This is a genomic window from Neogemmobacter tilapiae (assembly GCF_014652215.1).
GTDB classification, from domain to species: domain Bacteria; phylum Pseudomonadota; class Alphaproteobacteria; order Rhodobacterales; family Rhodobacteraceae; genus Neogemmobacter; species Neogemmobacter tilapiae.
Window position 1 is genome coordinate 33,051 of record NZ_BMYJ01000011.1, and the last position, 20,272, is coordinate 53,322.

The window sequence follows — 20,272 nt, forward strand, 5'->3', positions numbered from 1 at the left end:
GTCCTCGATTTGGTAACGCCATAGCGCCGTGCCACAAGTTCTTGGCCGGTCACTCGGGCGAAATCATGTCAGACCCGCCGAAAACGCGCCATGAAAAATCCGTCCATCCCGCCTTTGTCGGCCCAATGGTCCGGCCGCAACCGCAATCCACCCTCGGGCGTGATCCAACTGGCTTCCACCCAGTCCATCGCAGGCCGCTCCACCGTCAGGCCCGGATGTCGCCGCAAGGCCCCCGCCAATTGCTTTTCCCCCTCCTCCGGCAAAAGCGAACAGGTCACAAACACCAGCCGCCCACCGGGGGCCAGCCATGCCAAGGCCCGGTCCAGCAGGTCTGCCTGCAAGGCCACCAAAGGCTTCACCTGATCCGCCCCTTTCGCAAAGGGCAGGTCCGGGTGCCGCCGCAACGTCCCCGTCGCCGAACAGGGCGCATCCAGCAGAATCGCATCAAACAACCCATCCGGCTGCCATTTGCGCAAATCCGCCTCGACCAGCGTCGCCGTCAAGCCCGTCCGCTTCAAATTCTCGGCCAACACCGCCATCCGCGCGGGCGACATATCCACCGCCATCACATCGGCGCCCGTGGCCGCCAGTTGCATCGTCTTCCCGCCGGGCGCCGCGCACAGGTCCAGCACCTTTTCGCCCGGCTTTGGGTCCAGCAGCGGCACGGCCATCGCCGCCGCCGCATCTTGCACCCACCAATCCCCCGTCGCATAGCCCGGCAGTGCCGACACCTGCACCGAGCCCGCCAACCGCAGGCTCCCGTTCGGCAAGGCCACCGCCTCGGGAATATCGACCCCAACCCCCGGTTTCAGCGTCAGATCCAACGGCGGGGCCAAGGCCTGCACCGCCTCAATCGCCTGCACCACCTTTTTGTCCCAAGTCTTGATCATCGCCCCCCGCAGCCAGGGGGCCATCACCGGGGCCGCCAGATCGCCAAAGACATCACCCTTCGCCGCCACCTTGCGCAGCACAGCATTCACAAGGCCCGAAAACGCCGCCCCGCCCTTTTCGCCCCGCGCCAGATCGACCGCCGCACTGACCACCCCATGCGCCTGCCCAGCATCCAGCGCCAGTTCCGCCACCGCCAGCCGCAGGATGTTCAACACACCGGGCGGCGGGGCTTTTTGCAGGAAAGGCTCCAGCACCGCATCACAGCGCGCCAGATTGCGCAGCACATGCAGCGCCAACCGCCGCGCCCGCGCCTGATCGGACGGCGACAGCCCCGGCAAGCCGCCTTCCGGCATCGGCCGACCCTCGACCAACACACCCCACAAAAGATGCAATGCCGCCCCGCGCGCGCCCAAACCCGCCTTATCCATTCCGCTCACCTTGTCCCGCAATCCGCGCCGCGTATATCATGCCGCAAAGCCGCACAAGGAATTGTCATGGACAAGCCCCTCCCCCCCGCCGCCCAGCGCGCCTTGGCCGAGGCCGAGGAACGCCGCCGTCAGGCCAAAGCCGCCGATCGGCCCACCGAACTCGGTGGCCGCGACGGCCCCGAACCTGTCCGCTATGGCGATTGGGAAAAGAAGGGCCTTGCCGTCGATTTCTGAAAGGGCGGCCCACCGCTTTCCCCTTGGCGTTGCCGCCCGGCGTACGCATATAGGGCACAACCGCTTTTCCGATGAGGTCATCATGTTCAGTCTGGGCGACACACCCACCCAAGCCGCAGCCCCCACCGATCTGATCAAGGACACGACCGAGGCCACATTCATGGCCGATGTCATCGAGGCCAGCCGTGATGTGCCGGTGATCGTTGATTTCTGGGCCCCCTGGTGCGGCCCCTGCAAAACCCTTGGCCCGGCACTCGAATCCGCCGTGACCACCGCCAAGGGCCGGGTGAAAATGGTCAAGGTCGATGTTGATCAGAACCAGCGCATCGCCGCCCAACTGCGCATCCAGTCGATCCCCACCGTCTATGCCTTTTGGCAAGGCCAGCCGGTTGACGGCTTTCAGGGCGCTTTACCCAATTCCGAGGTGAAGGCCTTTGTCGACCGCACCGCCGCCCTAGGCGGGGATGGCGGGCTGGGTGAGGCGATCACCGCTGCCGAGGAAATGCTTGCCGAAGGTGCGGCCGTCGATGCCGCCGAAACCTTTGCCGCGATCCTTGAGGAAGAACCCGAAAACGCCGCCGCCTATGGCGGGCTGATCCGCGCCCATCTGGCGCTTGGAAATCTGGATCAGGCCGAGGCTTTCGCCGAGGCCGCACCAAAGAAAATCGCCACCGCAATGGAGGTGGAGGCCGCCAAAGCCCAGATTGCGCTGGCCCGCCAAGCTGCGAGTGCGGGCCCCGAGGATGCCCTGCGCGCCGCCGTCACCGCCAACCCCGACGATCCGCAGGCCCGCTTTGATCTGGCGCTGGCCCTCCACGCGGCCGGCAAGGTGGACGAGGCGGTGGATGAACTTCTCGACCTGTTCCGCAGGCATCGCGAGTGGAACGATGGGGCCGCAAGGGCCCAGCTTTTCACCATTTTCGACGCGCTGAAACCGCAGGATCCCATCGTTCTGAAAGGGCGGCGCAAGCTGTCCTCGATGATCTTTGCGTGACGGTGATGGACGGATGCCGACTTCGTTCTAGGTCAAAACCATGATCAAGTTCAGCGACAACCTGCCCGACACCATCCCCGTCTTTCCGCTGACCGGGGCGCTTTTGCTGCCCCGGGCGCGGTTGCCCCTGCACATCTTTGAACCGCGCTATTTACAAATGCTGGATGACGCGCTGAAAACGCCGCATCGCCTGATCGGCATGATCCAGCCGTGGGAAGCGCCGGGCGGCCAGAAACGCCTGCAAGCCATTGGCTGTGCCGGGCGGCTGACCGGCTTTTCCGAAACCGAAGATGGCCGCTATATGGTGACGCTGACCGGGATCAGCCGTTATCGCATTCAGGCCGAAGTGGAAGGTTTCACGCCCTACCGCCGCGCCAAGGTGGATTGGCACGATTTCACCCGCGACCGGGGCGAGGTGGAGCCGGACCCGGCCTTTGCCCGCGAACCCTTTTTTGCCCTGCTGGCCCGCTATTTTCAGGCGATGAATCTTTCGACCGATTGGGACAATCTGAAAGAGGCGGAGCCCGAACTGCTGATCAACGCTTTGTCGATGCTTTGCCCGTTTGAACCCCAAGACAAACAGGCGCTTTTGGAAGCGCCCTCGCTGACCACCCGCCGCGAAACGCTGGTGACGCTGATGGAATTCGCCCTGCGCAGCGGTGGCGAGGATGAGGTGATGCAATGACCGACGAAACCCCGGCCCCCCGCCCGCTGTTTGAGCGCCGGATGCTTGAGGCGCTGATCTGTCCCGTGACCCACACCCCGCTGACCTATGACGCCGAGGCGCAGGAACTGCTTTCCCAAGCCGCCGGTCTGGCCTTTCCCATCCGCGACGGCATTCCGGTCATGCTGGTTGGCGAAGCGCGCGCGCTCAAGCCGTAGTGGTGCGCCCAGCGCCCAATTTTGGAGCGGGGCGATCCAACGCGAGGTCGGCATCGGAAAATAGGATCGGCAGCCGGACGCCAGGGACACCGCCCGGCGCAATCTGCATTCCCCGGGCCATGATCTGCGGGTCGGCAAAGACCTGTGCCAGATTGTTGATCGGCCCTGCTGGAACGCCTGTTGCTTCACAAGCGGCAAGCAGTTCGGCCATTTTCCAGCCCTTTGTCACGCTGGTTAGGGTGGCCGTCAGGGAAACACGGTTCATCACCCGCGCCTCGTTCGTGGCATAGTCGGCTGCGGCCGCCAAGGCGGGAAGGCCCAGCACATCGCACAGTTTTCTGAACTGTCCGTCGTTGCCCACCGCAATGATGATCCAGCCATCGGCGCAATCAAAAACGGCATAGGGGGCAAGGTTCGGATGGGCATTGCCCAGTTTTTGCGGGGCCACCCCGGTTGCCAGATAATTCATGGCCTGATTGGCCATGATGCCGGTGGCCACATCCATCAGCGCCATGTCGATCTGCTGGCCGCGGCCTGTTGTCTGCCTTTGGTGCAAGGCGGCAAGAATGCCGACGGTGGCATAGATTCCGGTGAAGATGTCGGTGACGGCAACGCCAACCTTTTGCGGCTGGCCATCGGGTTCGCCAGTGACGCTCATCAATCCGGCCATGCCTTGGATGATGAAATCATAGCCCGCCCGGTGGGCATAAGGGCCGTTCTGGCCGAAGCCCGTGATCGAACAATAGATCAGCCGGGGGTTCAGGGCCGACAGGCTGGCATAGTCCAGCCCGTATTTCGCAAGGCCACCGACCTTGAAATTCTCGATCACCACGTCTGCATCGGCCACCAGATCCCGCACGATCTGCTGACCCTTTTCCGTGCGAAAATCCGCGATGACCGAGGATTTGCCGCGGTTCGTCGCATGAAAATAGGCGGCCGAGCGGTCGCCATCCTTTTCGATGAAGGGCGGACCCCAGCGGCGGGTATCGTCGCCTTCGGGTGCTTCGACCTTGATGACCTCAGCCCCCAGATCGGCGAGAATCTGACCGGCCCAAGGGCCAGCCAGAATCCGCGCCAATTCGACGACCTTTAGGTCGGCAAGCGGTGTCATTCCGCCAGCAGCGGGTCGATGATCGCCTTCAGGTCCGCATAGGCCATGTTCCCATGCTTTTCACCGTTGATGAACAGGGTCGGCGTGCCTTCGACGCCATCCGCCGTCATGTTTTCCTGAAAGCGGGCCACCATCGCCTCGGCCATTTTTTGATCATCGAGGCAGGCCTGGATGGTCGCTTCATCCATACCAGCGGTCAGGCCGATCTTTTTCAGATTCTCGACCGCCACGGGGGTATCGCCGCCGGCCAACCATTCGTTCTGGGTTTCAAACAAGCGATCGGCAATGCCGAAATAGCGAGTATCGCCACCACAGCGTGCCACCATCGCGGCCCAGAGGCCAAATTTGTCAAAATAGACCTCGCGGTAGGTGAAATGCACTTTGCCGGTGTCAATATAGTCCCGCTTAAGATCCTTGAAGACGGCCGCATGGAAGGCGGCGCAGTGCGGGCAGGTAAAGCTGGCATATTCGACGATCTTGACCTTGGCGTTTTCGTCGCCAATCGCGAAATCCTTGACCTCGGGCAGGGCCGCAGCCTCAGCCGTGGTGGTTTCCTGCGCGAATGCCGGAGCGGCGGCAAGGGCTGCCGAACACATCAGGGCGGCGAGGGCGGTTCTGCGGTTCATGGTTCTGCTTTCTTTTGGTTCAGGTTTTCTGACGGTTTAGCACATTGGCGGCCAGTTGCTCCAATGCGGAACGCAGGGCGCTGTCGCCAACCCCTGCGGCCACGGCGCGGGCCTCAGCCGTGGGGGAAAGGGGAGTTTTCGCCACTTTCGGTGCGGGGGTGAATTCGGCCTGCCCCTCGGCAAATCCGGTGGGGGCGGTTTGGGTCAGGGTGATGCGGGCGATGGCGTTATAGCCATAGACGGCGTTGATGCGGTCTTTCAGCCGGGGAAGCTGCATCTGGATCATCGGCGCATGGGCGGGTTTGGCCAAAAGGACAAGGGTCGCGCCCATCCCGTCACGGGCATAGCTGATCTTGACCGGGCGGGTGATGGGGGCAAGGTCGCCCCCCGCCACTTCGGGCCAATGGGTCAGCAGCTTCATGATGGCAAAGCCGCGCGATTCGCCGGCCTTGGCGATGCGATCCTTGAGCAGATGCGACGCAGCCTCAAAACCCCGCTTGCGGCGGTTGGGGTCGATGGGGCGGGTTTCGCTGTCGGTCATCTGGCCTGTTTCCGATTTCCCGCTATTTCTGGCACAAGCAGGCCTGTGGGCCAAGTGTCGGGTCTGAAACAAGGCATAAAGAATGCGTGACGACGAAGTGGCCCGGCTGTTGCTGGCTTGGTATGACATTCATGCGCGGGTGATGCCGTGGCGGGTTTCACCGCAGGACAGGGCGGCCGGGGTGACGCCTGATCCCTACCGTGTGTGGTTGTCCGAGGTGATGTTGCAGCAAACAACCGTGGCCGCCGTGCGGGGTTACTTTCGGCGGTTCACGGAACTTTGGCCGAGTGTTCAGGCGCTGGCAGGGGCCGAGGACGGGGCGGTGATGGGGGAATGGGCGGGTCTTGGCTATTACGCCCGTGCCCGGAACCTTTTGGCTTGTGCGCGGGTGGTGGTGGCGGATCACGGGGGGCAGTTTCCGGATACTGAGGCAGGCTTGCGGGCTCTGCCAGGGGTGGGGGCCTATACGGCGGCGGCGGTGGCGGCGATTGCCTTTGATCGGGCGGCGGCGGTGGTCGATGGCAATGTGGAACGGGTGATGGCACGGCTGCATGCGGTGACGGAGGAACTGCCGGGGGCGAAAGGGGCGTTGGTCACATTGGCGGGGCGGCATACGCCCCAGGCCCGTCCGGGGGATTATGCGCAGGCGGTCATGGATCTGGGGGCGACGATCTGCACGCCACGCAACCCCGCCTGCGGGATTTGCCCGGTGAATGGGCTGTGTGCGGCGCGGGCACAGGGGATCGCGGCAGAACTGCCACGCAAGGCCAGGAAAGCGGCGAAGTCGGTGCGGCAGGGCAGGGTGTGGGTGGTCGTGCGCCCGGATGGGGGGCTTTTGCTGGAACAGCGACCGGCAAAGGGTTTGCTGGGCGGGATGCTGGGGTTTCCGGGCGACGGTTGGGATGGTTTCGGGCAGGACATGCCGCCGGTGCAGGCGGACTGGCATGAGGCGGGCGAGGTGCGGCATATCTTTACCCATATCGATTTGCGCCTGACGGTGATGGTGGGGCGGGTGGAGGGCCCGGCCTTGCGGGGGCAGTTCCTACCACCCGAAACACCGCTTCCGACGCTGATGGACAAGGCGCGGGCCTTGGCCTTGGCGCAACTTGAGGCTAACCTTGGCGTGAAAGGAGGCCACGATGAACCGTCGCCTTCGGCTGACTGACGCCCTGCCCTTTTGGCTTTCGCTGACCCTGCCACCCTTGGTCGTTCTGGGGGCTTTGCTGGGGGGCTGGACCGTCGTACTGGCCCCGCTGACGGCCTGGAGCCTGTTTTCCCTTCTGGACCTGATCACGCCACAGAACCATGAAAACGCCGACCCGGAGACGCCCGAGGCGGCGCTGTTCTGGTATCGGCTGATCACCTTGATCTGGTGGCCCGTCCAGTTCGTTCTGCTGATATGGCTTTTATGGTATGTCCCGCGCTCTGGTCTGCGCGGATGGGAAGCGGTTGGCCTGTTCTTCGGCATGGGTGTTGTCAGCGGAACCATCGGCATCAACTATGCCCATGAACTGCTGCACCAGCGGCCGCGTTGGGAAAGGGCCTTGGGCGACCTGCTGTTGGCCAGCGTGCTTTACAGCCATTTTCGCAGCGAGCATCTGCGGGTGCATCATCAGCATGTGGCGACCCCCCGCGATACTGTGACGGCGCGTTATAACGAGGGCTTCCATCGCTTTTTCTGGCGCGTGCTGCGGACGGGGCATGGGTCGGCCTTTCGGGCCGAGGCGGCGCTGCTCGCGCGACGCGGTTTGGGGCCATGGGACCGACGCAATCCGTTCTGGCTGTATCTGGGGCTGCAAGGGGGGATGCTGATTCTGGCGCTGATCTTGGGCGGATGGCTGGGGCTGGCTCTGTTCGTTTGGCAGGCGCTGGTCGCTGTCTGGCAGTTGGAGCTGGTGAACTATGTCGAACATTACGGCATGACACGCCGCCATCTGGGTGAGGGAAAGTATGAACCCGTCCGCCCGCATCATTCGTGGAACGCGGATCATCGGGTGACGAACTGGCTGCTGATCAACCTGCAACGGCATTCAGACCATCATGTGAAGCCCGACCGGCGCTTTCCCCTGTTGCAGACCTATGACCCTGCGACAGCCCCGCAATTGCCGCATGGCTATCCGGTGATGACGGCCCTGGCGATGGTGCCCCCCCTTTGGCGGCGGCGAATGAACCCGAGGGTGCGGGAATGGCGGCGGCGGCATTATCCGGATGTGACGGATTGGGCGGGCTATAATGCGGGAACGAACCCGCCACCAAAGGGGGCGTGATGGGCGATCTGATCGTGTTTGACGGGCTTTGCATCTTTTGTTCCGGCTTTGCGCGGTTCATGGCGCGGCATGATCGCGCCGGGCGCTTTCGCTTTGTGACCGCGCAGTCGGATCTGGGCCAAAGGCTTTACCGTGAACATGGTCTGGACCCGGTGGCGATGGTGACGAACATCGTGATTGTCGATGGCGTGGCGCATCAGAAGATGGCGGCCTTTGCGGCGGCAATGGCGTGTTTGCCCGCACCTTGGCGTTGGGCACGGGTGGTGGGCTATGCGCCCAAGGGACCGGCGAATTGGGTCTATGATCGAATCGCCCGAAACCGCTATGTTTTTGGACGGCGGGATTGCCCGTTGCCGTCCAGTGCACTGAAGGCGCGGTTGATTGAATAAGCGGGTTTTGGTTCTGGGCGGCTATGGCACCTTTGGCGGGCTTCTGGCGCGGGGGCTGGTGCAGCAGGGTTTCGACGTGCTGGTGGCAGGACGAGACCTTGTGGCGGCGCAGGCGCATTGCGCCGCGTGGGGCGGTGTACCGATACGGTTTGACCGTGACCGCGATGACATCGCCCCACTGGCCGTTTGGGCCGTGGTGGATGCTGCCGGACCATTTCAGACCTATAGGGCCGATCCTTATCGTCTGGCCCGTGCGGCGCTGCAATCGGGCGCGCATTATCTTGATCTGTCGGACGATGCTGCTTTCACCTCGGGCATCACGGCCTTGGATGAATTGGCGCGCAGCAAGGGGTTGGTGGCCTTGTCGGGGGCTTCTTCGGTGCCTGCCTTGTCCTCGGTCGCTGTGGCGGAACTCGCCGAAGGTCTGTCAGATATCCATCTGATCGAAAGCGCCATCATGCCCGGCAACCGGGCGCCGCGCGGGTTGTCGGTGATCCGCGCCATTCTGGCGCAGGTGGGTCGCCCGGTGCATCAATGGCGAGGTGGCCGGGCAGAATGGAGGTCGGGTTGGTCTGACCGCCGCATATTCCACCTTACCGGCATCGGTCCGCGCCCGGCCAATGTCATCGGAGCCCCCGACACGATGCTGTTTCCGCAATATTTCAAGGCGCGCTCGGTCACCTTTCGTGCCGGGCTGGAGCTGAGCCTGATGCATCGTGGGCTGGCTTTGCTGGGCTGGCTGCCCCGCCTGCGCCTGATGAAAGACCTGACGCCCTTGGCCCGCCCCTTTCGTTGGATCGCCGATCGGCTGGCCCCATTCGGCACCGATCAGGGCGGGATGGTGGTGCAGGTCATGGGTCTTTTGCCGGACGGCACTGCGGAAACGCGGACATGGACCCTGATCGCCGGGGCGGGTGACGGGCCGCATGTGCCAACATTGCCTGCCCGTATCCTAATGCCGAGGCTGAATGATCAGCCGAAAGGGGCCCGCCCGGCGCTGGCCAGTTTCCACCTGCACGATCTGGCCGATGTCAGCCAAGGCCTGCATGTCACCACGGAAACCACGAGCAGCGCTTTCACGATGCTTTTCCCCGCCGTTCTGGGCACCGATTTCCGCCGCCTTCCCCCCGCCCTGCAAGACCTGCACCATGTCATCGACCGCCGCCATTGGCAGGGCCGCGCCCGGATCAGCCGGGGCAAGGGCCTTTTGGCCCGCCTTGTTGCCCGTTTGATGGGCTTTCCCGCGGCGCAGGAGGATGGCCCTGTTGCCGTGCAGATGGATCGCCGCACACAGACCGAAACTTGGACCCGCGATTTCGGCGGGCATCGCTTTCGTTCCCATCTGCGCTGCGAATCAAATTGCAGCCTGACCGAACGTTTCGGCCCCCTGCGCTTTCAGATCGGGCTGCGTGTCGTGGGTGAAACACTGGAGTATCCGGTGGTGCGTGGCTGGTGTCTGGGTCTGCCCCTGCCGCGCTGGTTTCTGCCTGTGAGCATCACCCGCGAAGCCCTTGATCCCCTTGGGCGACCCACGTTTGACGTAGCCCTTTCCCATCCTGTGACAGGGCTGATCATCCGGTATCAGGGCTGGCTGACACCCGCCTGAAAGGTTCGCCAGCCGATGCCGCATCGCAGAATTTCTTGCTCTGCGCAAAAAATGCGATAAACTTTGCGTGTCGACGACTCGCTCGGCACGCTGTGGAGCATCCCAGAACCAGGCACGGTTCAACACGCAAATGCGCCCGTTTGGCCCCCAAGGCCCCTGCGCTTTGCAAAAAGGCAAACCCAATCATGACAGATCTTTCGGGCCCGCTGGGCCCTGTGTCCGGGCCGGAAGCCCGGGCCGACGGCGTGGATGACACGCTGGACATTTCGGGCATTCTGAAGGAAGGGCCCGACACCGATTTCGGCCATGTCCGCAAACAGGGGCTGGCGGCCTTGACGCTGGGCGCTGTGGGCGTGGTTTACGGCGATATCGGCACCAGCCCGATCTATGCCTTCCGCGAAGCGGTGCGGCCCTTGGCGGGTGATGGCTTGGTGCGGGCCGAGGTGCTGGGCATCCTATCGCTGCTGATCTGGACGCTGATCCTGATCGTGACGCTGAAATATGTCTTGTTCCTGCTGCGGCTGGACAACAAGGGCGAGGGCGGCATCCTGACGCTTTACACGCTGGCGCGACTGGCCATCGGCAAACGGTCGATCCCCGTGCTGCTGCTGGGCATTGCCGGGGCGGCGCTGTTTGCGGGGGATGCGATCATCACCCCCGCCATTTCCGTGCTGTCGGCGGTCGAGGGGGCGGGGCTTGTCCTGCCCGATCTGGAACATTGGGTGGTGCCGGTGACGCTGGGCATCCTGTTGGCGCTGTTCTTTGTGCAAAAGCACGGGACGGCCAGCATTTCACTGGCCTTCGGCCCGATCACGGCGGTCTGGTTCCTGACGCTGGCGGGGCTGGGCCTGTGGAACATGGCGGCCAATCCCGATGTTCTGAACGCCTTTAACCCGATCTGGGCCGGGCAATTTCTGATCGAACACAGCGGGGTCGCCTTCATCGTGCTGGGGGCGGTGTTTCTGGCGGTCACGGGGGCCGAGGCGCTTTATGCCGACCTGGGCCATTTCGGGCGCAAGCCGATTGCGCTGGCCTGGTTCCTTCTGGTCTTTCCGGCGCTGGTGCTGAACTATCTGGGACAGGGGGCCTTGGTCATGGCCCGGCCCGAAACGATCAGCGATCCGTTCTTTTTGCAGATCAGCGAAGGCCTGCTGCCCTTTCTTGTGTTGCTGGCGACGATTGCCACCGTCATCGCCTCGCAGGCGGTGATCACCGGGGCCTTTTCGATGGTGCAGGCCGCGATGCAACTGGGGCTGCTGCCGCGCATGACGGTGCGGCACACCTCGCACGGGCAAAGCGGGCAGATCTATATCGCCAGCATCAACTGGATGCTTTTGCTGGGGGTTGTCTGGCTGGTGCTGACCTTTGACACCTCGTCTGCCCTAGCCTCGGCCTATGGGATTTCGGTGACGGGGACGATGGTCGTGACCACGATTCTGGCGATCATTTATCTGGTGCGTTCGGGGCGGCTGTCGCTGTTCTGGACGCTGGCGATGGCGCTGCCGATTTTGGCGCTGGAGGTGGCGTTTCTGGCGTCGAACCTGACCAAGATCGTCGATGGCGGCTATATCCCCGTGTTTCTGGCGCTTTGCATCGGGTTGATCATGTGGGCTTGGTGGCGGGGGACGCAGTTCATTCTGGCGCGGGTGCACCAGCAAAGCGTGGCGCTGGAAGGTTTCGTGAAATCCATGCAGGGCAGTTCGGTGCATGTGATCCCGGGCACCGCCTTTTATCTGACGGCGGATCCGACGGTGGTGCCTTCGGCGCTGCTGCACAATCTGAAGCACAACCGGGTTCTCCACAGCCAGAACGTCTTTCTGACGGTCGAAACCCTGCGGGTGCCGGTGGCCGAACCCGAGGAAAGGGTGGAATGGCAGGCCCTGCACGAACGTTTCAGCCGGCTGACCCTGCGTTTCGGTTTCATGGAAACGCCGAACGTGTCGCGGGCCCTGCCCAAGGCCCGGCGGGCCGGGTTGAAGTTTGACGTGATGACATCCAGCTTTTTCCTGGGGCGCAAACGGCCTGTAGTAGACAAGGATTTTGGCCTGCCGCGCTTTCTGGACAGCCTTTACGCCCAACTGGCCCGCATGGCCGCAGATCCGACCGATTATTTCCACCTGCCCCGCGTGCGGGTTGTGGAAATGGGCGAACAGGTGAAGGTCTAGGCCTTGGCGTGCCGACCCTAACGGGTCGGCACCGGCTTTTCGCCGCGATAGTCGTAAAAGCCCCGTTTTGTCTTGCGGCCCAGCCAGCCAGCCTCGACATATTTCGTGAGCAGGGGGCAGGGGCGGTATTTCGTATCGGCCAGCCCTTCGTGCAGGACGTTCATAATCGCCAAGCAGGTATCCAGCCCGATGAAATCGGCCAGTTCCAGCGGCCCCATCGGATGGTTCGCGCCCAGTTTCATGCTGGCGTCGATGGATTCGACCGTGCCCACGCCTTCGAACAGCACATAGACCGCTTCGTTGATCATCGGGATCAGCACGCGATTCACGATGAAGGCCGGGAAATCCTCGGCCGTGGCCGAGGTTTTGCCAAGGCGGGCCACAACGGCGACCAGAGTTTGATAGGTGTCGTCATCCGTGGCAATGCCCCGGATCAGTTCGACCAGTTGCATCACCGGGACCGGGTTCATGAAATGCAGGCCCATGAATTTTTCGGGCCGGTCGGTGCCGCTGGCCAATCGGGTGATGGAAATCGATGAAGTGTTCGTCGTCAGAATGGTTTCCGGTTTCAGATGCGGCAGAAGGTCGTTAAAGATCGCAACCTTAACCGCTTCCTTTTCGGTGGCGGCCTCGATCACCAGATCGCATTGGCCCAGATCGGCCAAGCTGGTCGTGGTCTTGATGCGCGATAGGGCTTCGGCCTTTTCCGCCTCGGTCGTTCTGCCCTTGGCGACCTGTCGGTCGATGTTTTTGCCGATCAGTTCAACCGCCTTTTGCAAAGCCTCGGCCTTGACGTCCGTCAGGACAACATCATAGCCCGCCATGGCAAAGACATGGGCGATGCCGCTGCCCATCTGGCCTGCGCCGATGACGCCCACTGCTTTGATCTCTGCCATGATTGCCCCCTATGCCGCGCTGCGGCAGCATAGGGCGGGCTTGGGCGGAAAGGCAATGCGCCTATTCGGCGGCCTGGCGTTCGGGAATGGCAAAGCGGGTGATCAGGCCTTTTAGCTCGGGCCGACAGGAACCGCAGTTGGTGCCAGCTTTTAGAGCCGCACCCAGCGCGTCCAGCGTCAGACAGCCTTCCTCGACAATAGCGCGGGCGATGGTGTTGACGCCGACACCAAAGCAGGAACAGACGATAGCGCCATTGTCGGGCTTGTCCGCCCCCGGCTGGCCGGAAAGGGTTTCCATCCCTGCCGTCTGGCCCAAAAGACCGGACAGATAGTCACGGGCGACGGCAACAGGTTCACGGGCGATGAAAAGCGCGGCCAGCAGCTTGCCATTCTGGACAAAGGCCAGACGGTGCTGCCCCCGGCGATTGTCGGCATAGGCCAGAACCTGCACATCGGGGCCAAGGTTGAAAAGGCCACGGGCAAAGGCCTGCCAATCCTCGGGGTCGGTTTCCCCCGCCAGTTCGGCGCGCATTCCCGTGCCCAGTGTGGCCCGCGCCCAATAGGGCGTGTCGGGGCGGAATGGGGTCGCGCTGACCGCAAAACCATACCAGCCCGCCGCATAGGGGCGAATGGCGACGGGGGCGCTTTTGCTGTCGGGCTGACCGGAAATGGGATCGACGATCGACGGCACCAGCACATCAACCCGGCCCGTGGGGGCGGTTTCGCCTGTCCAGTGGATGGGGGCAAAGGGATGGCCGGGGGCGACGCGGTCGGTGACGAGAACCCGCAGAATGGCGGTGCCATGGGCGTTCGACACATGCGCAAGGCTCGCAGGTTCAAGGCCAAGGCTTTGGGCATCCTTGGGATGAATTTCCAGAAAAGGCTCGGCAATATGCTGCGAGAGCCTAGGCGAAAGCCCGGTGCGCGACATCGTGTGCCAGTGATCGCGGACGCGGCCCGTGTTCAGGCGGAAGGTGTGTTCTTGGGTCACCCCTTGCGGGGCTTTGGGCACAATGGCCAGCATCCGAGCCTTGGCATCAGGGGTGTGAAAGCGCCCCTTGGCAAAGAAGCGGCCGCCCTGCTGGCGGGGGTTGGCGGGCCAGAGAAAGGGGGTCAGCGCGTCATATGCGGCGCGGTCGGTGGCGGCATAGTCGGAAATGTCGAAATCGCTGCCCAACTGGCCCGCAACGCCCGAAAGCGCGGCATATTCCGCGAAAACCTGATCGGGGCCCGTCCAGTCAAAGCCCAGAAAACCCATGCGCTTTGCCACATCCGCGATGATCGCCCAATCGCCCCGTGCCTGCCCCATCGGGGCGCGAAAGGGCCGCTGGCGGCTGATGCGGCGTTCGGAATTGGTGACGGTGCCGTCCTTTTCGCCCCAACCGGTGGCGGGCAGCAGAACATGCGCCAGCCGGGTGGTATCGGTTTCGGCCATCATGTCGCTGACCACGACGAAATCGCAGCCTGCAATGGCGCGCGCCACGCGATCCGCTTCGGGCATGGACACCACGGGATTGGTGCACATGATCCAGAGTGCCTTGATACGACCGTCTTCAACCGCGTTGAACAGGTCGACGGCTTTCAGCCCCGGCTTGTCGGCCATGGTGGGGCTGGCCCAGAAGCCCTGCACGGCATCGCGGTGGGTGGGTTCTTCGATGTTCAGATGGCAGGCGAGCATATTGGCCAGACCGCCCACCTCGCGCCCGCCCATGGCGTTGGGCTGACCCGTCATGCTGAAAGGCCCCATGCCGGGCTGGCCGATACGGCCCGTCGCCAGATGGCAATTGAGGATGGCATTGACCTTGTCGCTGCCGGTGGCGGATTGGTTGATGCCTTGGGAATAGACGGTGACGACCTTTTCGGTGCTGGTCCAAAGCTGGATGAAACGAGCAAGATCGGCGGGGGAAAGGCCTGTGTCGCTGTCTTGCCGGGCGGCGGCAAGAGCGGCTTCAAAGCCGGTGACATGGTTCAGGAATGCGGGATCGGTCAAGCCTTGGTCGGCAATGGCGACCAGAAGAGCGTTGAACAGGGCGGCATCAGCGCCGGGGGCAAGGGCCAGATGCAGGTCGGCGATATCGCAGGTGGCAGTGCGACGAGGGTCGATAACGACGATCTTCATTGCGGGCCGCTCCGCCTTAGCGGCGGCAAGGCGTTGGTAAATGACGGGATGACACCAGGCGAGGTTGGAACCGACCAGAACCACCAGATCGGCAAGTTCAAGGTCTTCATACAGCCCCGGCACGGTATCGGTGCCAAAGGCGCGGCGGTGGCCTGCAACAGAGGAGGCCATGCAAAGCCGGGAATTGGTGTCAATGTTGGCGGAACCGATGAAACCTTTCATCAGCTTGTTCGCCACATAGTAATCTTCGGTCAAAAGCTGGCCGGAAACATACAAAGCCACTGAATCCGGCCCGTGTTTGGCGATGGTTTCCTTGAAACGACGGGCGACCAGACCCAAGGCCTCGTCCCAGTCGGCTTTGATGCCGCTGACCGTGGGATGCAAAAGCCGCCCCTCGGCCCCGATGGTTTCGGCCAAGGCCGAACCTTTGGAACACAGGCGGCCAAAGTTGGCGGGATGATCCGGGTCGCCCTTGATGCTGACCTGATCGCCTTGGCGCTGGACCAGGACGCCGCAACCCACCCCGCAATAGGGGCAGGTGGTGCGGGTTGTGATGGGTTCCCCCCCTCCCCGGCCCTCCCCCACGAGGGGGGAGGGGGGGTGCCCTATTCCATCGGTGTGCAAAGGTGACAAAGGGCGCGACGCGGCCCCTCCCCCCTTTGTGGGGGAGGATGGGAGGGGGGGCTTGGTCATGCCGCGCTCCGGTCCAGAACGGCGGTGGACAGCAACACGCGGCCCTGATCGACGCGGGCGGCATAGGTGCCGACCTGGCCCACATCGGCCCCTTGGGCCACGCCCGTGTTCATGTCAAAGACCCAGGAATGCAGCGGGCAGGTCACCGAATGGCCATGCACGATGCCCTCGCTGAGCGGGCCGCCCTTGTGGGGACAGCGGTCGTCCAGCGCAAAGACATGGTCATCGGCGGCGCGAAACACCGCCACGCAGCCGCGCGCGGTTTTCACCAGCCGCGCGCCCTGGCGCGGGATGTCGTCCAAAGCGCCGATGTCGATCCAGTTTTCGGTCATCATGTTCATTCCGCGGCCTCCAGCGTCAGATCGGCCATCGGGGCCCATTTCCTGGCATCCGCCGCCAGTTCCGCCCAAGGATCGACCTGATAGACCGATTGGCTGAGCATGAAGCGGTCATAAAGCGCGCGGCGGTTTTCCAGATCGGCGATCTGTTCCTTGCACCATTCCAGCCCCACCTTGGCCACCCATTTGTAGATACGGTGCAGATAGCGGCTGTTTTCGCGGTAAAGCTGGACAAAGGCGGCGACGACCTCTTCCACCTCGGCCTCGGTTGCGACTTTGCACAGGAATTCGGTTTCCTTCACATCCATCCCCGCCGCCCCCGCGACGCTGATTTCATAGCCACTATCCACGCAGACGATGCCGATGTCCTTGCACGTGGCCTCGGCGCAGTTCCTTGGGCAACCCGAGACGGCCAGTTTCACCTTGGCAGGTGTCCAGGAACCCCAGAGCAGCTTTTCCAGCTTGATGCCCAGACCCGTGCTGTCCTGCGTGCCAAAGCGGCAGAATTCCGAACCGACACAGGTTTTCACCGTGCGCAGGCCCTTGGAATAGGCATGGCCCGACACCATCCCCGCATCGTTCAGATCGGACCAGATGGCGGGAAGGTCTTCTTTTTTGACGCCCAGAAGGTCGATCCGCTGGCCGCCCGTCACCTTGACCATCGGCACGGCGTATTTGTCAGCGGCATCGGCAATGGCGCGCAGTTCGGCGGGGGTTGTGACGCCCCCCCACATGCGCGGGACGACAGAATAAGTGCCGTCTTTCTGGATGTTGCCGTGGTTGCGTTCGTTCACGAAACGCGACTGGCGGTCGTCGGTGTAATCCAATGGCCAGTCGGCCAGCAGGTAATAGTTCAGCGCCGGACGGCACGAGGCGCACCCCCCCACCGTTTTCCAGCCCAGTTCCTGCATGACGGCGGGAATGGATTTCAGACCCTTGGCCTTGATCAGACGGCGCACATCTTCATGCGTGTGGTCGGTGCATTTGCACATCGGCGGGTTGGCGTTGGCGACAAAGTCGCCGCCCAGCGTCACCGCCATCACCTGTTCGACCAGCCCCGTGCAGGTGCCGCAGGACGCACTCGCCTTGGTCTGGGCGCGGACCAGATCAAGCGTGTTCGCCCCGCCCAGCACCGCATCGACGATTTTGCCTTTGCACACGCCGTTGCAGCCGCAAATCTCCGCCTCAGGCGGCAATGCTGCAACGGCCGCCATAGGGTCCGCTTTGGCCCCCCCGGCGAAAGAAGGCCCAAAGATCAGTGTCTCGCGCATGTCGGTGATGTCGGTGCCGTCCTTGATCAGGCCAAAGAACCAGCTGCCATCGGCGGTATCACCATACATCACGGCGCCAATCAGCTTGTCGCCTTCGATGATCAGGCGTTTGTATTGGCCGCGTGCGGGATCGCGCAGAACAATGTCTTCGCGCCCCGGACCTTCGGCAAAATCGCCCGCGCTGAACAGATCGCAACCTGTGACCTTCAGCTTGGTCGCCGTCTGCACCGGACGGAAGGCGGCCGGTTCGGCGCGCAGGGTCGCAGCCAGAACTTTCGCCTGATCATACAGGGGGGCGACCAGACCGAACACCTGCTTGTTGTGTTCCACGCACTCGCCCAGCGCAAAGATATCCGGGTCACTGGTTTGCATCTGGTCGTTGACCACGACGCCCCGGCCCACCTCAAGATGGGCATCGGTCGCAATGCGAATTTCCGGGCGGATGCCGACGGCCATGCAGACCAGATCGGCCGGGTAGACGGTGCCGTCTTCCAACAGCACCGCCTCGACGCGGTCCTTGCCCAGAATAGCCTTCGTCGCCCCCTTGCAGTGGATCGTGATCCCTCGATCCTGCAAAGCCTTTTGCAGTAGATAGCCCGCTGCCGGGTCAAGCTGGCGTTCCATCAGATGGCCTGCGATGTGGATGACGGTGACTTTCGCCCCCCGCATCTGCATCCCCGCCGCCGCTTCAAGCCCCAGAAGACCGCCGCCGATCACGACAGCATTCGCCCCCGGCTTGATCGAAACGTCGATCATCGCATTGGTGTCTTCCAGATCGCGGTAGGTCACGACGCCCGGCAATTCCTTGCCCGCTACCGGAATGATGAAAGGGGCGGAACCCGTGGCGATGACCAGCTTGTCGTAAGGCACTTCGCCGTTCTTGCCGACAACGACCTTCCGTTCCCGGTCGATCTTGGTCACATGTTCCCCGAAACGGCAGTTCACGCCCCGTTCGGCATACCAAGCATCATCATGGGTGATGATTTCGGCGTAGGTCTTTTCGCCCGAAAGCACCGGCGAAAGCATCAGCCGGTTGTAATTCCCGCGCGGTTCGCCGTTGAACAGGGTGACGTTGAAAGCGTCGGGGGCAGCGTCCAGCAGGTTTTCCAGCATCCGGCCCGAGGCCATGCCAGCGCCGATGACGACGAGGTTCTGTTTCATCAGGCTGCATCCTTCTTTTTGTGCGCGCCGTGTTCGTATTCTTCTAGGAAACCCAGGATTTCGGCCCGATAGGTCCAGTAATCCGGGTGCTCCAGCAAAGCTTTGCGTGTGCGGGGGCGTGGCAGTTTCACTTCGGTAATCTTGCCGATGGTGGCGCGCGGGCCGTTGGTCATCATCACCACACGGTCGGCCAGCAAGATCGCCTCGTCCACGTCATGGGTCACGCAAACGGCTGTGACCTTGGTCCGGCTCCAGACCTCCATCAGAACTTCTTGCAGCTCCCAGCGGGTCAGGCTGTCCAGCATGCCAAAGGGTTCATCCAGCAGCAGCAGTTTCGGCGACAGGGCAAAGGCGCGGGCAATGCCCACACGCTGCCGCATCCCGTTCGACATGGCGCTGGCTTGTTGGTCCATCGCATCGCCCAGACCCACGCGCTCCAGATAATATTCCACCACATCCTGCCGTTCGGCGCGGCTGGCTTTGGGATAAACCCGGTCCACCCCGATAGAGACGTTTTCCTTGGCGGTGAGCCATGGGAACAGGTTCGGCGACTGGAACACCACGGCGCGCTCGGGGTCGGCCCCCTGCACATGGTAGCCGTCCAGCTTGATCGCGCCTTTGCTGATCGAATTCAGCCCCGCCGTCATCGTCAGCACGGTGGATTTCCCGCAACCCGAATGGCCGATCAGGCTGACGAATTCGCCTTTCTTCAGGGTCAGGTTAAAGTCCTCGACCACCGTCAGCGGCCCTTTGGGCGTGTCGTAAATCTTGTGCAGTTGCGAATATTGCAGATAGCGGTCGTCCGTCGCCGATTTCGCCGCTTCGGCATAGGCGTTTGGCAAAAGCGCATGGCGCGGTGTCACGTTCGGCAGCAACCGGGTTTCCGGCAGCTTGGACGCAATCCCCACGTCCATCAGATAGGCCGTCACATCGGCGCGCAGTTCCTTGAACACCGCGTCATCGTTCAGGGCCGAACGGTCGCGCGGACGGGCCAGCCCGACCTTGAATTCCTGACCCAAGGTTCCATCCGGGTTCAGGCACAGAATGCGGTCGGCCAGAACAAGGGCCTCGTCCACATCATTCGTGATCAGAACGACTGTCTTTTTCTCGGCCGACCAGATCGCTTCGATCTCATCGGCCAGATTGGCGCGGGTCAGCGCATCCAGGGCCGACAAGGGTTCGTCCATCAGCAGAACCTGCGGCTCCATCGCCAGGGCGCGGGCGACAGAAACCCGCTGGCGCATGCCGCCCGACAGTTCCGAAGGCCGACGGTCGGCAGCATGGGAAAGACCCACCATCGCGATGTATTTCGCCACCTTTGCGGCCCGGTCGGCTTTGGACAGCTTGCCATGGACGGCATCGACGGCCAGCCCGATGTTTCCCGCCACAGTCAGCCAAGGCATCAGCGAATAGGATTGGAACACCAGCCCCCGCTCTGGCCCCGGCCCCGTCACCGGCGCGCCTTTGAACAGAACCTCGCCCTTGTCCGGGACGGCCAGCCCGGCCATCAGGTTGATCAGCGTCGTCTTGCCGGTGCCCGAAAAGCCCAGGATCGCCAGAAACTCGCCATCCTCGACCTTAAGGCTCAGGTTCCGCAGAACCTCGTGCCGGTCGTCGCCTTCGCCAAAGCCTTTGCTGACATTGTGAAATTCCAGCATGG

At 62.9% G+C, this 20,272-nt stretch carries 18 protein-coding genes; 9 read left to right on the forward strand and 9 right to left on the reverse strand.

The features are described from left to right. Positions 1–68: 68 nt before the first annotated feature. Positions 69–1,319, reverse strand: a complete 1,251-nt coding sequence (locus IE095_RS15560; protein ID WP_189412734.1) for an RsmB/NOP family class I SAM-dependent RNA methyltransferase — start codon at positions 1,317–1,319, stop codon at positions 69–71. A 66-nt stretch (positions 1,320–1,385) separates the two neighbouring features. Between IE095_RS15560 and IE095_RS15565 the strand changes: the two genes are divergently transcribed. The 4 genes from IE095_RS15565 to IE095_RS15580 all read left to right on the forward strand — a co-directional run bounded on the left by IE095_RS15565 (position 1,386) and on the right by IE095_RS15580 (position 3,429). Then, complete coding sequence (locus IE095_RS15565; RefSeq protein WP_189412735.1) at positions 1,386–1,553, forward strand: DUF1674 domain-containing protein; 168 nt, start codon at positions 1,386–1,388, stop codon at positions 1,551–1,553. An 82-nt stretch (positions 1,554–1,635) separates the two neighbouring features. Next, entirely contained in the window at positions 1,636–2,547 is a 912-nt protein-coding gene (gene trxA / locus IE095_RS15570; protein ID WP_189412736.1) for a thioredoxin, read from the forward strand. 40 nt (positions 2,548–2,587) lie between these two features. Next, positions 2,588–3,232, forward strand: a complete 645-nt coding sequence (locus IE095_RS15575; RefSeq protein WP_189412743.1) for an LON peptidase substrate-binding domain-containing protein — start codon at positions 2,588–2,590, stop codon at positions 3,230–3,232. Next, complete coding sequence (locus IE095_RS15580; RefSeq protein ID WP_189412745.1) at positions 3,229–3,429, forward strand: Trm112 family protein; 201 nt, start codon at positions 3,229–3,231, stop codon at positions 3,427–3,429. Before IE095_RS15575 ends, IE095_RS15580 begins: the two co-directional genes overlap by 4 nt. On the opposite strand, the gene IE095_RS15585 is transcribed toward IE095_RS15580, so the two are convergent. Genes IE095_RS15585 through IE095_RS15595 form a run of 3 tightly spaced genes read right to left on the reverse strand, consistent with a single transcriptional unit; the run spans position 3,419 to position 5,707 of the window. After that, positions 3,419–4,540 (reverse strand): CaiB/BaiF CoA transferase family protein, encoded by a 1,122-nt coding sequence (locus IE095_RS15585; RefSeq protein WP_189412747.1) that lies wholly within the window; start codon positions 4,538–4,540, stop codon positions 3,419–3,421. The two genes, IE095_RS15580 and IE095_RS15585, sit on opposite strands and share 11 nt — an antisense overlap. Continuing rightward, positions 4,537–5,166 (reverse strand): DsbA family protein, encoded by a 630-nt coding sequence (locus tag IE095_RS15590; protein ID WP_189412749.1) that lies wholly within the window; start codon positions 5,164–5,166, stop codon positions 4,537–4,539. The genes IE095_RS15585 and IE095_RS15590 overlap by 4 nt, the downstream gene beginning before the upstream one ends. Before the next feature lie 19 nt (positions 5,167–5,185). After that, a complete protein-coding gene (locus IE095_RS15595; RefSeq protein ID WP_189412751.1) occupies positions 5,186–5,707 on the reverse strand; it encodes a DUF721 domain-containing protein in 522 nt (173 codons plus the stop codon). Positions 5,708–5,789: 82 nt separating this feature from the next. On the opposite strand from IE095_RS15595, the gene mutY reads away from it, so the two are divergent. The 5 genes from mutY to IE095_RS15620 all read left to right on the forward strand — a co-directional run bounded on the left by mutY (position 5,790) and on the right by IE095_RS15620 (position 12,134). Continuing rightward, a complete protein-coding gene (gene mutY / locus IE095_RS15600; protein WP_189412753.1) occupies positions 5,790–6,872 on the forward strand; it encodes an A/G-specific adenine glycosylase in 1,083 nt (360 codons plus the stop codon). After that, positions 6,847–7,974 carry an alkane 1-monooxygenase gene (locus IE095_RS15605; protein WP_189412756.1) on the forward strand — a complete coding sequence of 376 codons (1,128 nt, stop codon included), beginning with the start codon at positions 6,847–6,849 and terminating at the stop codon, positions 7,972–7,974. Before mutY ends, IE095_RS15605 begins: the two co-directional genes overlap by 26 nt. Continuing rightward, entirely contained in the window at positions 7,974–8,363 is a 390-nt protein-coding gene (locus IE095_RS15610) for a thiol-disulfide oxidoreductase DCC family protein (RefSeq protein ID WP_189412757.1), read from the forward strand. The genes IE095_RS15605 and IE095_RS15610 overlap by 1 nt, the downstream gene beginning before the upstream one ends. Continuing rightward, positions 8,356–9,969 carry a saccharopine dehydrogenase family protein gene (locus IE095_RS15615; RefSeq protein WP_189412759.1) on the forward strand — a complete coding sequence of 538 codons (1,614 nt, stop codon included), beginning with the start codon at positions 8,356–8,358 and terminating at the stop codon, positions 9,967–9,969. The genes IE095_RS15610 and IE095_RS15615 overlap by 8 nt, the downstream gene beginning before the upstream one ends. Before the next feature lie 185 nt (positions 9,970–10,154). Beyond that, positions 10,155–12,134 (forward strand): potassium transporter Kup, encoded by a 1,980-nt coding sequence (locus tag IE095_RS15620; protein ID WP_189412761.1) that lies wholly within the window; start codon positions 10,155–10,157, stop codon positions 12,132–12,134. Positions 12,135–12,151: 17 nt separating this feature from the next. On the opposite strand, the gene IE095_RS15625 is transcribed toward IE095_RS15620, so the two are convergent. From IE095_RS15625 to IE095_RS15645, 5 genes are all read right to left on the reverse strand, one after another. Beyond that, on the reverse strand, positions 12,152–13,030 hold the full coding sequence (locus tag IE095_RS15625; protein WP_189412763.1) for a 3-hydroxybutyryl-CoA dehydrogenase: 879 nt from the start codon (positions 13,028–13,030) through the stop codon (positions 12,152–12,154). A 61-nt stretch (positions 13,031–13,091) separates the two neighbouring features. After that, positions 13,092–15,704 carry a nitrate reductase gene (locus tag IE095_RS15630; RefSeq protein ID WP_268247729.1) on the reverse strand — a complete coding sequence of 871 codons (2,613 nt, stop codon included), beginning with the start codon at positions 15,702–15,704 and terminating at the stop codon, positions 13,092–13,094. A gap of 134 nt (positions 15,705–15,838) precedes the next feature. After that, complete coding sequence (nirD, locus tag IE095_RS15635) at positions 15,839–16,183, reverse strand: nitrite reductase small subunit NirD (protein WP_373295418.1); 345 nt, start codon at positions 16,181–16,183, stop codon at positions 15,839–15,841. Next, positions 16,180–18,612 carry a nitrite reductase large subunit NirB gene (gene nirB / locus IE095_RS15640; RefSeq protein ID WP_189412766.1) on the reverse strand — a complete coding sequence of 811 codons (2,433 nt, stop codon included), beginning with the start codon at positions 18,610–18,612 and terminating at the stop codon, positions 16,180–16,182. The genes nirD and nirB overlap by 4 nt, the downstream gene beginning before the upstream one ends. Further along, the gene (locus tag IE095_RS15645; RefSeq protein ID WP_189412776.1) at positions 18,612–20,270 is read right to left on the reverse strand and encodes an ABC transporter ATP-binding protein; all 1,659 of its coding nucleotides are present in this window, start codon (positions 20,268–20,270) and stop codon (positions 18,612–18,614) included. The genes nirB and IE095_RS15645 overlap by 1 nt, the downstream gene beginning before the upstream one ends. Positions 20,271–20,272 lie beyond the last annotated feature (2 nt).